21 protein-coding genes are annotated in these 19,541 nt (G+C 66.3%); 9 read left to right on the top strand and 12 right to left on the bottom strand.

The window, feature by feature from the left end:
- Window positions 1-100 precede the first annotated feature (100 nt).
- Entirely contained in the window at window positions 101-847 is a 747-nt protein-coding gene (tpiA, locus tag ACZ1H8_RS18340) for a triose-phosphate isomerase (RefSeq protein ID WP_465178648.1), read from the top strand.
- Here tpiA and ACZ1H8_RS18345 read toward each other — a convergent pair.
- Window positions 819-2,252, bottom strand: coding sequence for an MFS transporter (locus ACZ1H8_RS18345; RefSeq protein ID WP_465178650.1), 1,434 nt, complete (start codon window positions 2,250-2,252; stop codon window positions 819-821). The two genes, tpiA and ACZ1H8_RS18345, sit on opposite strands and share 29 nt — an antisense overlap.
- Window positions 2,253-2,330: 78 nt before the next feature.
- Here ACZ1H8_RS18345 and ACZ1H8_RS18350 point away from each other — a divergent pair, with 78 nt between their 5' ends.
- Window positions 2,331-2,519: a hypothetical protein gene (locus ACZ1H8_RS18350; RefSeq protein WP_465178652.1), complete on the top strand. Its 189-nt coding sequence runs from the start codon at window positions 2,331-2,333 to the stop codon at window positions 2,517-2,519.
- 191 nt (window positions 2,520-2,710) lie between these two features.
- Window positions 2,711-2,911 (top strand): hypothetical protein, encoded by a 201-nt coding sequence (locus ACZ1H8_RS18355; protein ID WP_465178653.1) that lies wholly within the window; start codon window positions 2,711-2,713, stop codon window positions 2,909-2,911.
- Here the strand turns inward: ACZ1H8_RS18355 and ACZ1H8_RS18360 are convergent.
- From ACZ1H8_RS18360 to serS, 6 genes are all read right to left on the bottom strand, one after another.
- Window positions 2,908-4,302, bottom strand: a complete 1,395-nt coding sequence (locus ACZ1H8_RS18360; RefSeq protein WP_465178654.1) for a leucyl aminopeptidase family protein — start codon at window positions 4,300-4,302, stop codon at window positions 2,908-2,910. The two genes, ACZ1H8_RS18355 and ACZ1H8_RS18360, sit on opposite strands and share 4 nt — an antisense overlap.
- A 78-nt stretch (window positions 4,303-4,380) precedes the next feature.
- Window positions 4,381-5,316, bottom strand: coding sequence for a hypothetical protein (locus ACZ1H8_RS18365; protein WP_465178655.1), 936 nt, complete (start codon window positions 5,314-5,316; stop codon window positions 4,381-4,383).
- A 109-nt stretch (window positions 5,317-5,425) separates the two neighbouring features.
- On the bottom strand, window positions 5,426-6,754 hold the full coding sequence (gene rimO / locus ACZ1H8_RS18370) for a 30S ribosomal protein S12 methylthiotransferase RimO (protein ID WP_465178656.1): 1,329 nt from the start codon (window positions 6,752-6,754) through the stop codon (window positions 5,426-5,428).
- Window positions 6,755-6,820: 66 nt separating this feature from the next.
- The gene (locus ACZ1H8_RS18375) at window positions 6,821-7,177 is read right to left on the bottom strand and encodes a DMT family protein (protein ID WP_465178657.1); all 357 of its coding nucleotides are present in this window, start codon (window positions 7,175-7,177) and stop codon (window positions 6,821-6,823) included.
- Between the two features lie 41 nt (window positions 7,178-7,218).
- Window positions 7,219-8,217, bottom strand: a complete 999-nt coding sequence (locus tag ACZ1H8_RS18380) for a potassium channel family protein (protein ID WP_465178658.1) — start codon at window positions 8,215-8,217, stop codon at window positions 7,219-7,221.
- A gap of 129 nt (window positions 8,218-8,346) precedes the next feature.
- Window positions 8,347-9,633: a serine--tRNA ligase gene (gene serS / locus ACZ1H8_RS18385; RefSeq protein ID WP_465178659.1), complete on the bottom strand. Its 1,287-nt coding sequence runs from the start codon at window positions 9,631-9,633 to the stop codon at window positions 8,347-8,349.
- A 143-nt stretch (window positions 9,634-9,776) separates the two neighbouring features.
- On the opposite strand from serS, the gene ACZ1H8_RS18390 reads away from it, so the two are divergent.
- The 3 genes from ACZ1H8_RS18390 to ACZ1H8_RS18400 all read left to right on the top strand — a co-directional run bounded on the left by ACZ1H8_RS18390 (window position 9,777) and on the right by ACZ1H8_RS18400 (window position 11,679).
- The gene (locus tag ACZ1H8_RS18390; RefSeq protein ID WP_465178660.1) at window positions 9,777-10,235 is read left to right on the top strand and encodes a host attachment family protein; all 459 of its coding nucleotides are present in this window, start codon (window positions 9,777-9,779) and stop codon (window positions 10,233-10,235) included.
- Between the two features lie 525 nt (window positions 10,236-10,760).
- Window positions 10,761-11,219, top strand: coding sequence for an RNA polymerase-binding protein DksA (dksA, locus tag ACZ1H8_RS18395; protein ID WP_110148769.1), 459 nt, complete (start codon window positions 10,761-10,763; stop codon window positions 11,217-11,219).
- A gap of 112 nt (window positions 11,220-11,331) precedes the next feature.
- Window positions 11,332-11,679 (top strand): PilZ domain-containing protein, encoded by a 348-nt coding sequence (locus ACZ1H8_RS18400; RefSeq protein ID WP_465178661.1) that lies wholly within the window; start codon window positions 11,332-11,334, stop codon window positions 11,677-11,679.
- A 171-nt stretch (window positions 11,680-11,850) separates the two neighbouring features.
- Here ACZ1H8_RS18400 and ACZ1H8_RS18405 read toward each other — a convergent pair whose 3' ends face one another.
- Window positions 11,851-12,003 carry a YdcH family protein gene (locus ACZ1H8_RS18405; RefSeq protein ID WP_110148771.1) on the bottom strand — a complete coding sequence of 51 codons (153 nt, stop codon included), beginning with the start codon at window positions 12,001-12,003 and terminating at the stop codon, window positions 11,851-11,853.
- A gap of 152 nt (window positions 12,004-12,155) precedes the next feature.
- Between ACZ1H8_RS18405 and ACZ1H8_RS18410 the strand changes: the two genes are divergently transcribed.
- Window positions 12,156-12,350 (top strand): YdcH family protein, encoded by a 195-nt coding sequence (locus ACZ1H8_RS18410; protein ID WP_110148785.1) that lies wholly within the window; start codon window positions 12,156-12,158, stop codon window positions 12,348-12,350.
- 67 nt (window positions 12,351-12,417) lie between these two features.
- On the top strand, window positions 12,418-12,882 hold the full coding sequence (locus ACZ1H8_RS18415; RefSeq protein WP_465178662.1) for a DUF1465 family protein: 465 nt from the start codon (window positions 12,418-12,420) through the stop codon (window positions 12,880-12,882).
- 17 nt (window positions 12,883-12,899) lie between these two features.
- Here the strand turns inward: ACZ1H8_RS18415 and ACZ1H8_RS18420 are convergent, their stop codons facing one another.
- The 4 genes from ACZ1H8_RS18420 to ACZ1H8_RS18435 all read right to left on the bottom strand — a co-directional run bounded on the left by ACZ1H8_RS18420 (window position 12,900) and on the right by ACZ1H8_RS18435 (window position 16,375).
- Window positions 12,900-13,844, bottom strand: coding sequence for an NAD(P)H-dependent flavin oxidoreductase (locus ACZ1H8_RS18420; protein WP_465178663.1), 945 nt, complete (start codon window positions 13,842-13,844; stop codon window positions 12,900-12,902).
- Window positions 13,845-13,938: 94 nt separating this feature from the next.
- Entirely contained in the window at window positions 13,939-14,463 is a 525-nt protein-coding gene (locus tag ACZ1H8_RS18425; protein WP_465178664.1) for a gamma carbonic anhydrase family protein, read from the bottom strand.
- 29 nt (window positions 14,464-14,492) lie between these two features.
- Complete coding sequence (locus ACZ1H8_RS18430) at window positions 14,493-14,717, bottom strand: hypothetical protein (RefSeq protein ID WP_110148775.1); 225 nt, start codon at window positions 14,715-14,717, stop codon at window positions 14,493-14,495.
- A 194-nt stretch (window positions 14,718-14,911) separates the two neighbouring features.
- Window positions 14,912-16,375 (bottom strand): UxaA family hydrolase, encoded by a 1,464-nt coding sequence (locus tag ACZ1H8_RS18435; protein WP_465178665.1) that lies wholly within the window; start codon window positions 16,373-16,375, stop codon window positions 14,912-14,914.
- A 278-nt stretch (window positions 16,376-16,653) separates the two neighbouring features.
- Here ACZ1H8_RS18435 and ACZ1H8_RS18440 point away from each other — a divergent pair, with 278 nt between their 5' ends.
- The gene (locus ACZ1H8_RS18440) at window positions 16,654-19,506 is read left to right on the top strand and encodes a glycoside hydrolase family 31 protein (protein WP_465178666.1); all 2,853 of its coding nucleotides are present in this window, start codon (window positions 16,654-16,656) and stop codon (window positions 19,504-19,506) included.
- Window positions 19,507-19,541: the final 35 nt, after the last annotated feature.

Here is a 19,541-nt window from a genome sequence, read left to right on the forward strand (position 1 = left end):
CGAGGCTGCTTTAGGGCGAGCACCGCCAGCCATCAAGCTTGCGCGAGGGGCGATCCGCCCTCTATCGCCGCTGCAAGCGATTTAGCACAGGGAGAAGGATATGCGCCGCAAGCTGGTGGCCGGCAATTGGAAGATGCACGGCCTGAAGGGCGACCTGCCCGAGATCGCGGCGATCGCCGCGGCGGCGCGGGCGAATCCTGGAGTCGATGTCGCGCTGTGCCCGCCCTTCACCCTGATCGAGCCCGCCATCGCGATCGCCGGGGGGATGCCGATCGGCGCGCAGGACGTGCACGATGCCGACAAGGGTGCGCATACCGGCTGCATCTCCGCGCCGATGCTGGCCGAACTGGGCGCGGCGCTGACCATCGTCGGCCATTCGGAGCGGCGCGCGGACCAGCATGAGACGAGCCATGACGCCTGGGCCAAGGCGGCGGCGGCGCGCCGGCATGGCTTGCGCGTCATCCTGTGCTGCGGCGAGACCGAGGCGGAGCGCGATGCAGGGCGGGCCGAGCGGATCGTCCAGTCGCAGATCGAGAAGTCGCTGCCCGACGGCGCCGCGCCCGACTGGCTGACGCTTGCCTATGAGCCGCGCTGGGCGATCGGCACCGGGCGGACGCCGACGCTGGACGAGATCGCGTCGATCCATGCGATCGCCCGCGCCAAGCTGCGGATGATGGTGGGCGAGGCCGCCAGCGGCATCCGCATCCTGTATGGCGGGTCGGTCACGGGTGCGAATGCCGGATCGATCCTGGCGGTCGACGATGTCGATGGTGCGCTGGTCGGCGGCGCGAGCCTGACTGCCGAGAAGTTCGTGCCGATCATCGAGGCTGCGGCCGCCCTGGGCTGAGCGTCAGATACGCCGCCACGCCCGATAACAGGGCAGTGGCGGCGCCGACCAGCGATGCGATGTGAAAGCTGGAGACGAGCGCGGCGCCGGCCGACGCGATGACTGCGCCGGCGACCGCGGTCGCGATCAGCCCGCCGGCGCGCGCGACCGCGCTGTTGAACCCCGACGCGGTGCCGGTGTAGCGATCGTCGACGCTGGCCAGCACCGCGGTGGTCAGCGGCGCGGCGACGCACGACATGCCCAGCGCGATCAGCGTCGCGCCGGGAAGGACCTGGGTCCAGTAACTGGCCTGTTCCTCGACCAGCAGCATCAGCGCGAAGCCGATCGCGACCACCATCGGCCCGAAGGTGAGCGGCAGCCGCGGGCCGAGGCGGGTGGTCAGCCGTCCCATCAGCAGCGAGGCGAGGCCTACGCCGAGCGGCAGCGGCAGAAGCGCCATGCCGGCCTGAAGCGCGGTATAGCCGCTCGCCTCAATCAGCACATAGGGCAGGAGCAGCAGCACCCCGCCAAGCGCGCCGTAGAGAAAGAAGGTCAGGATCGTGAGCCCGGCGAAGGCGCGCGACCCGAACAGGTCGAGCGGCATCATTGCCCGCGATCCCCGATGCCGCTCGATCCAGACGAACAGGCCGGCCAGGACGAGGCCGCCGATGAGCGAGCCGACGACTTCGGCATCGAGCGTCCCGCGGCTCGACCAGATTGTGAGGCCCCAGGTCACCGCGCCGAGCGCCAGCGTCGCGCTGGCGGCGCCGGGCCAGTCGAGCGGCTGTTCCCCCGCGCGGCTTTCGCCGACCCAGCGCCAGGCGATGCCGATCGCGACCAGCGCGATGGGCAGGTTGATGTAGAAGATCGATCGCCAGCCGATCGTGTCGACCAGCCATCCGCCCAGCGGCGGGCCGACCGCGCCGGCAATGGCCGCGACCGCCGCCCAGGTGCCGATCGCCTTGCCGCGCGCCTCTCCGGTAAAGGCATGGCCGAGCGTGGCGAGGCTGTTGGGCAGCAGGATCGCCGCGCCGATCCCCTGCAGCGCCCGGGCGGCGAGCAGCAATTCGAGATCCCTGGCGAGCGCGCAGCCGAGCGAGGCGATCGTGAACAGCGCGATGCCGAGGATCAGCAGCCGGCGCCGCCCATAATGGTCGCCCGCCGCGCCGCCGAGCAGCAGCAGCGCCGACAGCGGCAGCATATAGGCGTTGATCGTCCATTGCAGCTCGGCCGGGGTGGCGCGCAGGTCGGCACCGATCGCGGGCAGGGCGACGTTGGTCACCGATCCGTCGATGAAGGCGAGGCTGGACGCGAGGATGCAGGCGACCAGGGTCAGCGCGGGGCTGGACCTACCCGCGGGTGACGTTCGGGCTGAAGGATCGGTCGTGGTCGAGGTCACGCGGCGAATTCTGAACCATCTCCTCATCGCAGACCAGCCGAACCTTCACCATTGGGGAGGCAAACGGACCAAGCGATATCTGCATGATCGGGAGGGAAGGGTGCGATGGTCCGTCGCATTCTGTGCTGGTTCGCGCTCGTCGTCATGGCCGGCGCGGCAGCGGCGGGGACGGTCGAGCATCACCGGATCCAGACGCCCAGCCTTGAGGGAAATCTGCTCGGTTTACCGTTGGAACGCGGTGTGACCTTCTATTTACCAAAGGCTATTCCCAGGCCGACCGGCGATTTCCGGTGATCTATTACCTGACCGACTTCTTCGCGGGCGATCGGTGGATCTGGCTAATAACGACGCGGCGGCCACAGTCGACGCGGCGATCGCGCGTCGCGCCATTCCGGGGGGGCGATCGTCGTCACGGCGGACTTCACGACTCCTGCCGGAGGAAGCTGGTACGTCAATCGGGAGTAACGGGGAACTGGCAGGACTTCATGGTCCGCGACCTGATCCCATGGATCGATGCGCGCTACCGTACAACCGTCTCGCGCGACGGGCGCGGTGTCGCGGGCTGGGGCGACCGGATCTGGGGCGCCGACGGGCGCGTCTCGACCGAGATGCTGCCCTTCTTCGCGCCATCTCAGCTGGGGATGACCGGCCCCCTCGCGCACGGGGAGGGGGCCGGTCGATCCTAGCTTGCGTAGCGGTCCTTCAGCACCTTCCACACCGCACGCAGGCCGGCGGCGTCGGCGCCCTTGGGACGGCCGGGCTTGGGCGAACCCTGCCAGCAGAAGATGTCGAGATGCGCCCACTGCGCCTTTTCGGGGACGAATTCCTTGAGGAACAGCGCCGCGGTCAGCGCGCCGCCCCAGGGGGACTCGGCGGCGTTGAGCATGTCGGCGACGTCCGACTTCAGCATGTCCTTGTACGGATCATAGAGCGGCAGGCGCCAGATCGGATCGGCCTCCGCCTCGCCGGCGGCGATCAACTCGCCGGCCAGCGTGTCGTCATTGGCGAACAGCGCCTGGAGATCGGTGCCGAGCGCCACGCGCGCCGCGCCGGTCAGCGTCGCGAAGTCGATGACCAGTTCGGGATTGGACTCCGCCGCCTTGGTCAGCGCGTCGCCCAGGATCAGGCGACCCTCGGCGTCGGTGTTGCTGTTCTCGACGGTCACGCCCTTGCGCGACTGCATCACGTCGCCGGGCCGCGTCGCCTCGCCCGAGATCGAATTCTCGACCGCGGGGACCAGCATGTGCAGCCGGACCGGCAGGCGCGCGCCCATCACCAGCTCGGCGATGGCCAGCGCATGCGCCGCACCGCCCATGTCCTTCTTCATCAGGCGCATGCCCGCGGCCGGCTTGATGTCCAGACCGCCCGAGTCGAAGCACACACCCTTGCCGACGATCGCGACACGGGGATGGTCGGGATTGCCCCATTCGATCTCGATCAGGCGCGGCTCGCGGCCCTTGCCGGCTGCCTTGCCGACCGCCCAGATCATGCCATAGCCCTTCTCGATCTCGGGGCCCTTGGTCACGGTGAGCGTTGCGCCATGCGCCCTGGCGATCTCGGCGGCGGCAGCCTCGACATCGGCCGGGCCGAAATCATTGGCGCCGGTGTTGATCCAGTCGCGCAGCTTGACGGTGACGGCGGCGAGGCGAACCGCCTCGTCCATCCGCGCCGGATCGCCGGTGAGCAGGACGCGCGGGCCCTGCGCCTTGTCGTCCTTCTTCTTGTAGCGGTCGAACTTGTACTGGGCGGTCAGCCAGCCATAGATCGCCTTGCCGGGCTCGGTGCCCTCGACGCGGTAGGTGCCCTCGGGGAGCGTCTCCGACAGTCGGGCGAGGCACCAATGGGTCAGCTTGTCCGTGTTCCCGACGACCGACACGACCGACCAGTCGTCCGGAGCGTCACCGGGCAGGATCGCGCTGGCACCGGGGGTGGGCGCCAGCTTCTGCGCGACGACCGCGGCGCGGTGGCGCGGCGGCTGCGCGGTCAGCCAGGCCTCAAAACCCTTGGCATCGACGAGGTGGATGGCGCGAGCGGCTTGGCCGCGATCGGGCTGAACGAGCGTGTTTGGATCAGGCATGGCGATGATTTAGGCACGCTCGCGCCGATCGACCAGCCCGGAAACCAGATTTAGGGCCGCACGCGCGAAACGCCCCGTTCAGCGCGCCCGTGTCACCCGTGTCACCTCCGGCGCACACAGCGCCAGCGCGCGGTCGATCATCGCCACCAGCCGGTCGCGCTGGTCGGCGAGCGACGCGGGCTCGTTGCCGCTGTCGAGCGTCTCGAAGTTCAGATAGTCGAGCCCGTGCAGCACCGCATAGTTGGAGGCTGATCCGTCGGTGACGACGACCCGTTCCTGGACGACGTTGAAGTCGTTCTCGGTCAGCTTCCAGCAAAACGCCTGGGCAGGATCGCGGCCTGTCGCATGGGTGACGAAGGCGACGGTGTCGTCATCATCGAACGGGAAACTGCGCGTCTGCGACGGGTGCGGCGTGTAGAAATCGTCGCAATAGCGGATCGAGATGATCCCGTTGCCCGGCGGGTCCGACTTGTTGCATTTGGACTCGCGGGTATCGAAGCCCTTCTGATTGCTGTGCAGCGCGATGATCGGGCCGTCGCCGGGGCGGTGGGTCTGCCGGATGCGGCGAGCATAGCCGGGCAGGGCGGTGTCGAAATTGCGGTTGGGATCGACGGGCTTGCCGTAATCGACCGCATAGTTGAACCGCTGTCCGTCATGGTCCGGCGCGATGCCGGCATCGACCGCGACGATCGTGCCGCCATAGTTGCGGATGGAGACCAGCGCCGCCTCGAACCCGCCATTCTCATTGTCGTGCGGCACGAACCACAAGGGGCCGCGCGGTTTCGCCTGGCTGGTGATCCGCCACAGCCGCCACTTCGCGCGCTCCTCGCGGAACTCGATCTTCTCCACCTTCAGTCCGCGCCATTCGGCGGGATCGCGGTGACGCGCGAAATCGTCGTCGTCGATGCGGAGCGGATCGACGCGGGTGATGCGCGTGGCGCCCGGCGCCATATCGGGCGACGCCGCAGCGGACAGGCTAAGGCACAGGGCTGCGAGCAGCGCGCGACGGATCATGCGACCTCATTTGGCTTTTCGGGCCATCATAGGCACGGCGGGGCCGCTGGCATAATTCCCAGCGGGCATGACCCTGTTCGTCGCGGATATGGCGCGGCGCCGACCGGTGTCAGGCGAGCGGGACGCCGAACAGGTCGTGATCGTCGGCATCCTCGATCTCGACCCGGACGATGTCGCCTTGGGCAAGATGTCCGGCATCACGCAGATGGACCTCGCCGTCGATCTCGGGCGCGTCGGCCTGCGATCGGCCGGTCGCGCCTTCGTCACCGACCTCGTCGATGATCACTTCCAGCGTGCGACCGATCTTCGCCTGGAGCTTCGCCGCGGAGATTGCGGCGGTCTTCTCCATGATCCGGGCATAGCGCTCTTCCTTGACCGCCTCCGGCACCGGATCGGGCAGGGCATTGGCCGCCGCGCCTTCCACGGGTTCGAAGCGGAAGGCACCGACCCGGTCGAGCTGGGCCTCGTCGAGCCAGTCGAGCAGATACTGGAAATCCTCCTCGGTCTCGCCGGGGAAGCCGACGACGAACGAGCTGCGGATCGCGATATCGGGGCAGATAGCGCGCCACGTCTTCAGCCGCTCGAGCACCTTTGCCTCGTTGGCCGGGCGGCGCATCGTGCGGAGCACGCGCGGGCTGGCATGCTGGAACGGGATGTCGAGATAGGGGAGGACCAGCCCCTCGGCCATCAGCGGGATGACCTGGTCGACATGCGGGTAGGGATAGACATAGTGGAGTCGCACCCAGGGCGCGATCCTGCCGAGCTCACGCGCCAGGTCGGTCATGTGGGGCACGACTTCCTGCCCCTTCCACATGCGCGGCTCCTTGCGGATGTCGACGCCGTAGGCCGAGGTGTCCTGGCTGATGACCAGCAGCTCGCGCGTGCCGGCCTCGACCAGCTTTTCCGCCTCGCGCAGGATCGCGTCGGGCCGGCGGCTGGCCAGATCGCCGCGGATCGACGGGATGATGCAGAAGGCGCAGCGGTGGTTGCAGCCCTCCGAGATCTTCAGATAGCTATAGTGGCGCGGGGTCAGCTTCAGCCCGCTTTCCGGCACCAGGTTCAGGAAGGCATTGGCGGGCATCGGCGAATGCTCGCGCACCGCATCGACCACCTGCTCATATTGATGCGCGCCGGTCACCGCGAGGACGTTGGGGAAGCGCGTGCGGATCGTCTCGGCTTCCTGGCCCATGCAGCCGGTGACGATGACGCGGCCATTTTCGGCAATCGCCTCGCCGATCGCCTCGAGGCTTTCCTCCTTGGCGCTGTCGAGGAAGCCGCAGGTGTTGACCAGCACCACGTCCGCGCCGGCATAATCGGCGGACATGGCATAGCCGTCCGAGCGGAGCTTGGTCAGGATGCGTTCGCTGTCGACCAGGTTCTTGGGACAGCCCAAGGATACCATGCCGACGCGCGGCGCTTCAGGAAGTTTGGTTGCCATGATTGGCGGGCGACATAGGGATTTTCGCGCGAAAAGCTAGTTGTGGCTGTTCCGCAGCCGCGCGCATCACACCGGCGCGCGGAAGATGAAGATGGCGCCGGCCGCGATCAGCACGAAGCCGATGACGTGGTTGATCGTGAACTTCTGCCCCAGCCAGACGATCGAGAAGATCGCGAAGACGGTGAGGGTGATCACCTCCTGGATGCCCTTGAGCTGCGCCGCGGAATAGACGTCGCTGCCCCAGCGATTGGCGGGTACCGCAAGCAGATATTCGGGTAGGGCGATCAGCCAGCTGACCAGGATCACCCCCAGCAGGGGCGCCTGTTTGTGCTTCAGATGGCCGTACCAGGCGAAGGTCATGAAGATATTCGACATGACCAGCATGGCGATCGGCAGGATGCGGGCGGTGAGCGGGCTGAACATGCCCGCACCATCACCCGGTTGCGCGCCGCGTCAAGCCGGGATCAGCTGACGATCTCGACGATCATGTCGCCTGCCTCCAGCGCCGCTGCCTCGGGCGCCTTGCGGTCGTAGCCGACTCCGTCGCGGTACAGGCGCAGGCCGATGCCGGTCTGGATCGTGCTGAGCGGCTTGCCCACCTCGTCGCCGGTCACGTTTCGCTCGGTCAGCTGGACCTGGCCATGGAAGGAGGCGAGGTCGGTCAGATAGTCGGCGATGTGCGGCCCATTGCACGAACTGGCCAGCAGCAGGCCGGCGAAGCTGACCGGATTGACCACGGTCGTGGCGCCCGCGGCGCGCGCCGGCAGCTCATTGTCCTCGTTGCGCACGATGACGCTGATCGGCAGCTCGGGTGCCAGGTGACGCGCGGTCAGCGTGATCAGGATCGAGGTGTCGTCGCGGCCGGCGGCGACGATCATCGACTGGGCCTGGCCGATGCGGGCCTGGTTCAGCACCTCGTCGCGCGTGCCGTCCGCCTGCATCACTATGCAGGCGGACGCCTTGGCCGCCGCGAGCGCATCCGCGTCGGTGTCGATCACGACGAAGCGATCCGGCCGCTCGCCGCGCGCCACCAGCTCGTCCACGGCTTCGGAGCCGGTCTTGCCATAGCCGGCAATGATGATGTGGCCCGTCAGGTTGCGCTGGATCATCGCCATCCGCCATCTCTCCCAGGTACGCTTGAGCACGAAATTATAGGCCGTGCCGAGGAACAGCAGCACCACGAACACGCGGATCGGCGTGACGACCAGCGCGTCGAACATCCGGGCCGCGTCGCTGACCGGAACGATGTCGCCATAACCGGTGGTGGTGATCGAAATCGAGGTGAAATAGATGATGTCGAGGAAGCTGACATGCCCGTCGGCATTGTCGCGCAGCCCGTCGCGCTCCAGCCAGTGGACGCCGATCGCCAGCGCAAGCAACCCCAGCACCGCCACCACACGCCAGCCGATCGAGACCCAGACCGGCAGACTGGACTTGCGCTTGAGGATGGCTGGCGGACGCATCAACGTCGCGCCAGGCGGGGCAGGGGGCGAGGCCGGCCTGTGTCGGTCATGACCGGATTCCCTCCCTTTTGTCTGGGCACAGTGTCGTTAGCCCAGTGGACCGCCGCCTATAGCGCAAGCGGCAGGCGTTCAGGAAGCGGCGACGCGCTCGAACCGGTCCAGTCCGCGCAGATAGGGGCGCAGCACCTCGGGAACCGCGACCGATCCGTCTTCCTGCTGGTAATTCTCGACCACGGCCACGACGGTGCGTCCGACCGCCAGGCCCGATCCGTTCAGGGTATGGACGAAGCGCGTGCCCTTCTCGCCGCCGGGGCGGTAGCGTGCGTTCATCCGGCGCGCCTGGAAATCGGTGCAGGTCGAGCAGGAGCTGATCTCGCGATAGCGCGCCTGGCCGGGCAGCCATACTTCGAGGTCGTAGGTGCGGGCGGCAGAGAATCCCATGTCGCCGGTGCACAGCTTCATCCGGCGAAACGCCAGACCCAGCTTGGTCAGGATATCCTCGGCACAGGCGGTCATCCGTTCATGCTCGTCGTCCGATGTCTCCGGCGTGACGATCGACACCATCTCGACCTTCTCGAACTGGTGCTGGCGGATATAGCCGCGCGTGTCGCGGCCGGCGGCGCCGGCCTCGGACCGGAAACACGGGCTGAGTGCGGTGAAGCGCAGCGGCAGCGCCTCTTCGCTCAGGATCTGCTCGCGCACGGTGTTGGTCAGGCTGACCTCCGAGGTGGGGATCAGCCAGCGGCCATCGGTGGTCTGGAAGCTGTCCTCGGCGAACTTGGGCAGCTGGCCGGTGCCGAACATGACCTCGTCGCGGACCATCAGGGGCACCACGGTTTCCTCATAGCCATGCTCGCCGGTCAGCGTGTCGAGCATGAACTGGCCGAGTGCACGGTGAAGCCGCGCCATCGAGCCGCGCACGAAGGTGAAGCGCGATCCGGCGAGCATCGCACCGGTCTCGAAATCCAGCCCGAGATCCGGGCCGATCGCATCATGTTCGCGGGGAGCGAAGCCGAACTCGGGGCGAGCGCCGCGCGCGTGGATCAGCGCATTGTCATTCTCGTCCGCACCCTCGGGCACGTCGCCCAGCGGCAGGTTGGGCAGCGAGGCGAGACGGCCGTTGAGCTCGTCGCTGATGCCCTTCTCCTCGGCCTCGAGCGACGGCAGCCGCTCCTTCAGCCCCGTCACCTCGGCCATCAGCGCCTGGGCCGTCACTTCGTCCTTCTGCGCCTTGGCGGCGCCGATCGCTTTCGACGCTTCGTTACGGCGCGCAAGGCCGGTCTGGATTTCGGTCAGCAATGCGCGGCGGCGCTCGTCGAGCGCGGCAATGCCGGCGGCCGCAGCCGGGAGGCCGCGCCGGGCCAGGCCCTCGTCGAATGCGCCCGGATTTTCCCTGATGAAGCGAATGTCATGCATGGGCTCGGCATTTAGCGGGGGCGGCGGCGGGCGCAACCCGGCTTTGGGGCTGGTCGGCGCAACTCGGCATGATCCCGGGCCTCGCGTCGCAACCCTGATCGGCTGAGGGGCGTTGGTCGGGCAACAACCTAGAGGAGAGTTCCATGCGCGTGCCCCACAACGCCTTTGTCGTCGTCGCCGATGGCCGGAAGATGATGTTCTTCCGCAACGAGGGCGATGCCGAGCACCTCGACCTTCAGATCGAGAAGAAGCTGATCGATCAGAATCCGTCCGACCTCGATCAGTCCACCGACCTGGCCGGGCGGGCATCGTCGACTCGCACCGGCGGCGCCAACTGGACCTCGGGCAGCAATGTCGACGAAACCGATTTCCACCAGCAGGAGGAAGACCGGTTCGCGGCGGAGACGGCGGAGCTGTTGAAGCAACGCGCGCTGCGCGGCGAGTTCGAATCGCTGATCGTCGTTGCGCCGCCCCGTACGCTGGGCGAGTTGCGCAAACATTATCACAAGGAAGTGTCGGACCGGCTGACTGGCGAACTCGACAAGGATCTGACCAAGCACCCGGTCTCGGAGATCGAGGCGCTGATCGCCGCGGCCGAATAATCGACCGAGCATGAGGGCACGGGCGGGCACTGGTTCGCCCGTGTTCTCCGGCCGCACTCCGTCGCCTGCTTTCGTCACGATCGCGTGCAGACCGCGCAATGTCCCGCCGAGCCGACGGACTTCAGCGATGGTCCAACCTCATCGCCAACGTGATCGGGTTCGGCATCAAGCCGGTGCACAAAGAAATATGGCCGGCGGTGTGCATCGTGGCAATTGAGGTGATATTCCCGCATACTTGGCGAGCAAATCGACACCAATGACTGCGTGCTATGGTTCCCGCCGGATAGCGCTGAAAGTCGATGGGGGTCGGCCCGGATACCATGTTGTTACTGGCCGACAATTATCGGGTCACCCGGTCCTGGCGTTCACTCCCAGCTAATTTCCCCTGTCTTAAAGGATATTTGACGGCGATTTTTTACGTGATTCGCCCGCTTGTTTACGATTTCACGCGCGCTTATAGGCGCTGCGGGCAAAGGCGGTCTCCAACGGCGTGCGAACGCGAGACCGCGTTGGAGAGAGTGGGATATGGCTTCGGTTTTGGGACGAGTCGAAGATCCTGAGCAGGCGCCGCCGAGCGCCGCGAACGATGGGTACCGGCCCAGCGCCGATGAGCCCTTCATGAATCCGCGTCAGCAGGAATATTTCCGCGAGAAGTTGCTGGCATGGAAGGACGCGATCCATCGCGAGTCCGCCGGCACGTTGTCGCATCTGCAGAACGAGTCGCTGCGCGAGGCCGACCTCACCGATCGCGCGTCGAGCGAGACCGACTGGTCGATCGAGCTGCGCACCCGCGACCGCCAGCGCAAGCTGATCGCCAAGATCGATGCGGCGCTTCGCCGGATCGAGGACGGCGAATATGGCTATTGCGAAGTGACGGGCGAACCGATCTCGCTGGGCCGGCTCGAGGCGCGTCCGATCGCGACGATGACGGTCGAGGCGCAGGAACGCCACGAGCGCAACGAAAAGGTTTCGCGCGAGGAATAGGCGTTCGACCGGACGGGTGGGCGGAGACGTCCGCGCCTGTCGCGGATTAACGCTTTCGACACCGGTTCCTGCTCTAGTTCGCGCGATGGCAATCCACGTTCGAGCAGTCTGAATGGACCAGGTGTCGTTTGAGCCTCCCGAGACATCGGGACAGGAAGAATCCTCCGGCCAGCGCAGTGCCGGTCGCGACAGCCTGATGTTGTTCGCGACATTGCGAATATCCGGACGCGACGATGCGACGATCCGCATCCGCAACCTGTCTCCCGGCGGGCTGATGGCCGTCTATGGCGAGGCGGTTTCCCCCGGCACGGTCGTCGAGATCGAAATTCGCGGGATCGGCTGGATCGGCGGCCGTATCGCTTGGGCTGCCGACGGGCGGATCGGGGTCGAATTCGATCGACCGGTCGATCCGCTGGCAGCGCGCCGGCGCGTGGAAGACGGGGCCTGGCCCGCACTGTAGCGTCCGGGCGCGCCAGATCAGGGGGGCGCCACCTTCGTCATCCTGGGATCGATCGACCGACACTTCCGGGATGTCGCTCAAATCCTGCGATGTCATGAAGTTTGAGGTGCCACAGTCCCCCGGCAAGCTTGCCGGGGGTGAGGGCTTCTTTCGATCGCGCCAGGTGAGCCCTTAGCGCTCCATTTCCTCCTTCACGCGCAGCTTCTGGCGCTTCAGGTCGGCAATCAGGATGTCATCCGGACGGGGTCGCTGCGACTCGGCTGCGATCCGCTGATCGAGCACTTCATGCTTGGCGTTGAGCGCCGAGAGATGTGCGGTGTTCATGGATGTTTTCCTCCTTCGATGTTCAAGGCCGGAGCGTAAGTAGATCATCTTTACGCGCGCTTGTCTCGGGGGTTTCGATGCCTTTCGGCGAAATGGCGAAAAGCCGCGATGGCCCGTTGCGCGCCGCGGCCGTGTTCGGGCAGGAGAGGGGCATGGAAGAGCGCGAGATTCTGAACCGTATCGAACGGCTGCGGTCCGAGCACCGCGATCTCGACGCAGCGATCGGGGCGCTGCTGGCAATGGGGGGCGACCAGCTGCAGATCGCACGTCTCAAGAAGCGCAAGCTGATGCTCAAGGACGAGATCGCCCAGTTGGAAGACCAGCTGATCCCTGACATCATCGCCTGAGCTGGCAACGGCTTGTGCTGGAGATTTCCCATTCTGTTCGCCGCCGCGCTGTGGCAGCATGGCGGTCATGACGAGCGCAATCGGAACCTCGCTGCTTCACCGCCGGCTGGCCGACTCGCTGCATGTCGAGGCGCTGCTTCTGGCGGATGAAGCGCGCGCCTATTTCGAAGAGATCGGTCGCCGCGAGCGCCATGCGCTGGTGCCCGCCAACCGGGTTGCCTTTTCCTGCGAGTCGCTGAAGGTTACGACGCGGTTGATGCATGTCATCGCGTGGCTGCTGACCCGCCGCGCCGTCGATGCCGGAGAGATCGGAGCGGCTGAGGCGCTGGCTCCGGCCCGCCGCTTGGGCCCGGCGCCGGATACCGACGAGGCGGTGCTGGCGTCGATGCCGGAGCAGGCGGCCGCGATCATGCGCAGCAGCATCGAATTGTATCGACGGGTCGCCCGGCTAGACACCGCGCTGGACGAGCCGGAGCCGGTCGATCCCGGCCCCGCAAGGTCGATGCTCGAGCGTCTGTCCAGGGCGTTCTGAGCGCCCGAGATCGGCGCTCAGCGGGGGACGGCAGCCTTTGCCTCGGCATATTCGCGCTTCAGCCGGTCGATCAACGCAGCCGCGGGTTCTACCGCACGCACCGCGCCGATGCCCTGGCCCGATCCCCAGATGTCCTTCCATGCCTTGGCCGCACCGAAATTCATCTGGCTGGGATCGCTGACTGGCAGATTGTCGGGATCGAGACCTGCCGAGATGATCGAGGCACGCAGATAATTGCCGTGAACCCCGGTAAACAGGTTCGAGTAGACGATGTCCTCCGCACGGCCGTCGACGATGCCCTGCTTGTACGCATCGACCGCATTGGCCTCCTCGGTCGCGATGAAGGGCGAGCCGATATAGGCAAGGTCGGCGCCCAGCACCTGCGCGGCCAGGATCGATCGCCCGGTCGAGATGGCGCCCGACAGGATCACCGGTCCGTCGAACCAGTCGCGCACCTCCTGCACCAGCGGGAAGGGATTGAGCCGCCCTGCATGGCCGCCTGCGCCCGTCGCGACCAGAATCAGGCCGTCGGCGCCCTTCTCGATCGCCTTGTGAGCGAAGCGATCGTCGATCACGTCATGCAGCGTGATGCCGCCCCAGCCGTGAACTGCATCGTTCAGTTCGGGCCGGGCGCCCAGCGAGGTGATGACGATCGGGACCTTCCATTTGGCGCAGGTCGCCAGATCCTCTTCCAGCCGAGTATTGGATCGATGCACGATCTGATTGACCGCGAAGGGGGCGGCGGGCGTGTCGGGATGGTCGCGGTCCCAGGCTGCGAGTTCCTCGGTGATCCGCTGCAGCCATTCGTCGAGCTGGCTCTGCGGCCGGGCGTTCAGCGCCGGAAACGACCCGACGATCCCCGCCTTGCACTGGGCGATGACCAGGTCGGGAACCGAGATGATGAACAGCGGCGATCCGATGACGGGAAGCCGCAGGCGGTCGAAGATCGGGGGCAGGGCCATGCAGGTTTCATAGCGCAACCGGAATGGCTGTCGAGAGCCGGTCGGCGGACGCTACGGCAGGCTGGCGTCATGTTGCGATTGTCGGCGGCGGCGTTCAATCGACTCGGGTCAGGCCCTGCCGATATTCGCGCTGCTTATGAATATAGGTGGCGGCAGAGACCTTGAGGAAGGCGATCGTGGCTTCGTCCAGCGGGCGGATCGCCTTGGCCGGACTGCCGACGATCAGATGGCCCGGCGGGAAGACCTTGCCCTCGGTCACGAGCGCGCCGGCTCCGACGACGCAATCCTCGCCGATCACCGCCCGGTTGAGAATTGTCGCGCCCATGCCGATCAGTGTCCGATCGCCGACGGTACATCCGTGCAGCACGGCATGATGGCCCACGGTCACCTCGTCGCCGACGATGCAGGGCTGGCCGGGATCTGAATGAAGCATCGCCCCGTCCTGGATATTGCTGCCCCGGCCGACGGTGATCTGGGTGTTGTCGGCCCGGATCACGGCACCGAACCAGACCGAGGCGTCTTCGGCCAACTGGACGTCGCCGATCAGGTCGGCGCTGGGCGCCACCCAGGCGGTGTCGGCGACGGTGGGGCGCTTGCCCCCGATTTCGTAAAGCGGCATGCGCCCACCCTATCGGACGGACGCACGAATTAGAACAGCGACTCGACCGTCCCCAGCGGAACCTGCATGCCCAGCGCGATTGCGACCGCGACTGCGGCCATCAGCACCGCCAGCGTCGACGACAGCGAGAACAACCCCCAGCCGGCGAGCGTCAGCGCAGGCGAGGACGACCGCTGCTCGATCTGGTTACGGCGCATGGATGTCACGACGAAAAAGGCGGTCATCGCGTACATGAAAATGAAGAACTCGGTCATCCTACCCACCCGGTAATAGCCGGGCTCTGCTTACCGGTTCCGCGGCTCCGGTTTCAATGCCGCATCGCACAATCCGCCCCTATACTCGTTTCGGTTCGTCTCTTTGTCGGCGTCGCAAGTATCGGAGAACAGGCAATATTAAGTAAGAATACTTAGTATTGTTTCGTCTTGTACTCCGTCTCGAACGCGACTCGCTACAGGGTGACGCCGCGCTTCCAGATCGCGATCTCGCGCTCGCCATTGCGTTCGGCGGCGGTCTCCTTGCCCGATGCGACCGCGCAGATCGTGTCGAGCAACGCATCTGCCGCCTTAGCCATCCCGTCGGTCAGCGCCAGTCCGGCGTCGAAGTCGATCCAGCCGGGCTTGCGCGCGGCCAGATCGCTGTTCGAGGCGATCTTGATCGTCGGCACCGGAAAGCCAAGCGGCGTGCCGCGCCCGGTGGTGAACAGGATCGCCGTGGCGCCGGCGGCTGCCAGCGCGGTCGACGATACCGCATCGTTGCCCGGTGCCTCCAGCAGCGTCAGCCCGCGCGTGCGGACGCGTTCGCCATAATGGCGCACATCGGTGACGGTGGCGTGCCCGGCCTTCTGCACCGCGCCCAGCGACTTTTCCTCCAGCGTGGTGATGCCGCCGGCAATGTTGCCGGGGGACGGGTTCTCCGACACCGGCTCTCCATGGCGAACGAAATACGCCTTGAAGTCGTTCACCAGCCCGACGATCTCGTCGAACACCTGCTCGCTTGCGGCGCGCTCCATCAGCAATTGCTCGGCGCCGAAAATCTCCGGGATTTCGGTCAGGATCGCGCTGCCGCCCGCGGCGGTCACCGCGTCGCTCATGCGGCCGACCAGAGGATTTGCGGTCAGGCCCGAAAACCCGTCCGACCCGCCGCATTTGACACCCAGCACCAGCTCGGACAGCGGCGCCGGTTCGCGCTTGGCCTTCGCGGCGACCTCGATCAGTTCGGCGACCAGCGCGAGCCCTTCCTCGATCTCGTCGCTCGACGCCTGCGCGCCGATCGTGCGGAGGTTGGGATGGTCGATCCCCTCGATCATCTTGCTGGTCTGATTGTTCTCGCACCCCAGCCCGACGATCAGCACGCCGCCGGCATTGGGATGGTTGGCCAGCGCCGCCAGGATATCGCGGGTGCCGCGCAGGTCGTCGCCCAGCTGCGAACAGCCAAAGGGGTGGGGGAAGGCATGCACGCCGTCGACCCGGCCCCCGAACTTCGCGGCGGCACGCTCGGCGATCTTCTGCGCGGTCCGCCCGACGCAGCCGACGGTCGGAATCACCCAGATCTCGTTTCGGGTACCGACGCGTCCGTCCGCCCGGCGATAGCCCAGGAAGCTGCGGCCGTCGGCATGCGCTTCCGGCGGAGATGCGGGTCGATAGGCATAGTCGCCGCTTCCCTTCAGTGCAGTCGTCACATTATGCGTGTGGACATGCTCGCCAGTCACGATGTCCCGGCTTGCGGTGCCGATCGGGAAACCGAACTTCAGCACCGGTGCGCCCGTCGCCACGGCCTTGACCGCAACCTTGTGTCCTTTGGGCACGGCAGCGGCGACGGTGACGCCCAGCCCGGTCTCGCCGGCCTCGACGTCGCGAAGGGCGGTGGCCACGCTGTCGCGCGGGTCGATCTGGAACAGGGCGGGGATAGTCATGGTTGCGATATAGGTCCGTGATCGGGCGCAGGGCAGGGGGAATGGTGTCGATCCCGCGCGGTCGATCGTGATCGGCTGGAAACGGGTAGCTTTGCCATTCGACCTTCCAGCCGGGATAGCGACGGCTCGATTCGATGTTACCGTTTTATCGCATTAATCAAATAAGATCGCGTCTGCGCCTTTGCCGCGGCGGGCGAAGCCGTTATGAAGTTAGCGTTACCATTCAGCCGACAGGGCCTGGAAAGGGCTCGGCGATCGGCCGCGGAGGGGAGAATCAGGTGATCAAGGGTTTGACGGGACTGGCGGCGCTGACGGTTGCGCTGTGGGGCGGAACGGCGCTCGCCTCGGACGTGGTGCAGGTGCCGCATGGCGTCATCGTGACGCCCGATACCGGACCGGCCAAGCGCGTCCGCGTGCTCGCCTATGGCGACGCCGCGTTCCGCGTCACCGCGGTTCCGCTTGAGACGATCGACGTGCCCGACAGCCTGATGGTTACCGCCAAGCCCGAGGGCCAGCCGGCGGTCAGCACCGCCAAGGGCATCGTCACGCTGAAGCTGCCGCGCGCGACCGCCGAGATCCGCCTGTCGGACGGCAATGTCCGCTTCCGCGATGCAGCGGGCAAGATCGTGCTGGCGGAATCGCCGCGCGGTACCTTCGGCCAGTCGGCGACGCCCGGCTATCTGACCATCCGCCAGCAGTTCAACCGCGCCACCGACGAGGGCTTTTATGGCCTGGGCCAGCATCAGAACCGGCAGATGAATTACAATGGCGAGGACGTCGAACTCGCCCAGCACAATATGGACATCGGCATCCCCTTCGTCGCATCGACCAAGGGCTATGGGCTGTTGTGGGACAACAACTCGATCACCCGCTTCGGCAATCCCACGCCCTATGCCCATGTCGGTCAGGGGCTTCGCGTCAGCAGCGGCGGCAAGCCGGGCTGGAAGGCCGACTATTATCTCGGCGACAAGCTGGCGGTGACGCGGCAGGAAGCGTTCATCGACTATCAGTTCATCAAAGACCAGAAGAACTGGCCGGCCGCGGCCAAGGCCGAGACCGTCGCCAGCCCGCAGAGCGGCCAGAACACCGCCGGCGTCGTCGTCGGCAAGCAGCAGGTCGTCTGGACCGGCACGGTGACTCCCGACGTCACCGGCACGCACAAGTTCCGCCTCTATGCGTCGAGCTACATCAAGGTGTTCGCCGACGGGAAGGAAGTGGTGAACGCCTGGCGACAGAACTGGAATCCCTGGTTCCGCAATTTCGACCTGCCGATGACCAAGGGCAAGCCGGTCGAGATCCGCATCGAGTGGGAGCCCAATGCCGGCTATCTCGCGCTGTTCCACTCCGATCCGCTGGCCGCGCCCGACCGCCATTCGCTGTGGATGTCGTCCGAAGTGGCCAAGGGGCTCGATTATTATGTCGTGACCGGTGCCGATATGGACGGTGTCATCGGCGGCTATCGCCACCTGACCGGCAAGGCCGAGATGATGCCGCTCTGGGCCTATGGCTTCTGGCAGAGCCGCCAGCGCTACGAGACGCAGGAGCAACTGCTGGGCGTGGTGCGCGAATATCGCAAGCGCCGCATCCCGCTCGACAGCATCGTCCAGGACTGGTTCTACTGGCCCGAGGACCAGTGGGGCAGCCACGAGTTCGACAAGAAGCGTTTCCCCGATCCCGTCGGCATGGTGAACGAGGTCCATGCCCAGAATGCGCGGATCATGATCTCGGTCTGGCCGAAATTCTATCCCAATACCAAGAACGCGCAGGAACTGGCGGCCAAGGGCTATCTCTACCAGGGCAATCTCGAGGCCAAGGAAAAGGACTGGGTCGGCCCGGGCTATCTCAACACCGACTATGATCCCTATGCCCCCGAAGCGCGCCAAATCTATTTCCGCCAGATGAAGGAGCAACTGGTCGACAAGGGCTTCGACGCCTGGTGGATGGACGCGACCGAGCCCGACATCCACTCGAACCTGTCGATCGAGCAGCGGGCCGAGCGCATGGGCCCGACCGCGCAGGGCCCGGGCGCGGCCTTCTTCAACAGCTATCCGCTGGTCCACGGTGAGGGCGTGGCGGACGGTCTGCGCGTGGCGCAGCCCGGCAAGCGGCCCTTCATCCTGACCCGCTCGGGCTTTGGCGGGACGCAGCGGACCAGCTCGGCCCTGTGGTCGGGCGACATCGCGGCGCGCTGGGACGATCTGCGCGACCAGATCTCGGCCGGCACCAATCTCTCCATGTCGGGCGTCCCCAACTGGACGCATGACATTGGCGGCTTCGCGGTCGAGGATCGCTATACCAAGGAAGAGCCCGAGCATCTCGCCGAATGGCGCGAGCTCAATCTGCGCTGGTTCCAGTTCGGCGCGTTTAGCCCGCTGTTCCGCAGCCATGGCGAGACGCCGAAGCGCGAGATCTACGAGATCGCGAAGGGCGATCAGGCGATGTACGACGCGATGGTCGACTATTCGCGGCTGCGCTACCGCCTGCTGCCCTATATCTACACCGTCGCCGCCGACACCTGGCACAAGGACGGCACGATGATGCGCGGGCTCGTCATGGATTTCCCGGCCGACAAGCGCGGCTGGGGCATCGATGACGAATATATGTTCGGCCCGGCGTTCCTGGTCGCGCCGGTCACCGAGTTCCGCGCGCGCAGCCGCAACGTCTATCTGCCGGCGGGTGCCGACTGGTATGACTTCGCCACCGGCGCGTTCCTGAAGGGCGGGCAGGTCGTGAAGGCCGACGCGCCGCGCGAGCGCATGCCGCTGTTCGTGCGTGCCGGATCGATCGTGCCGACCGGACCTGCGCTGCAATGGACCGGCGAGCAGCCCGACGGGCCGATCGTCCTCCACGTCTTCACCGGCAAGGACGGCAGCTTCTCGCTGTACGAGGATGACGGGCTGAGCCCCGGCTACAAGAAGGGCGCCTTCGCTCGGATTCCGATCAGCTGGAACGAGGCGAGCGGCACGCTGACCATCGGCGCACGCCAGGGCAGCTTCCCCGGCATGGCCGCGAAGCGCGCCGTGTCGGTCCGCTTCCACGGCCCGGACAAGGCGGTCGCTCCCGACTTTGCCGAAAATGGCGCGACGCTCGTCACCTATGACGGCAAGGAAGTGACGATCCGCCGCAAATGACCGCCGACCGCTACCGGACGCGCCCGCGCATCCGG

This window comes from Sphingomonas sp. BL-S-25 (assembly GCF_055521555.1).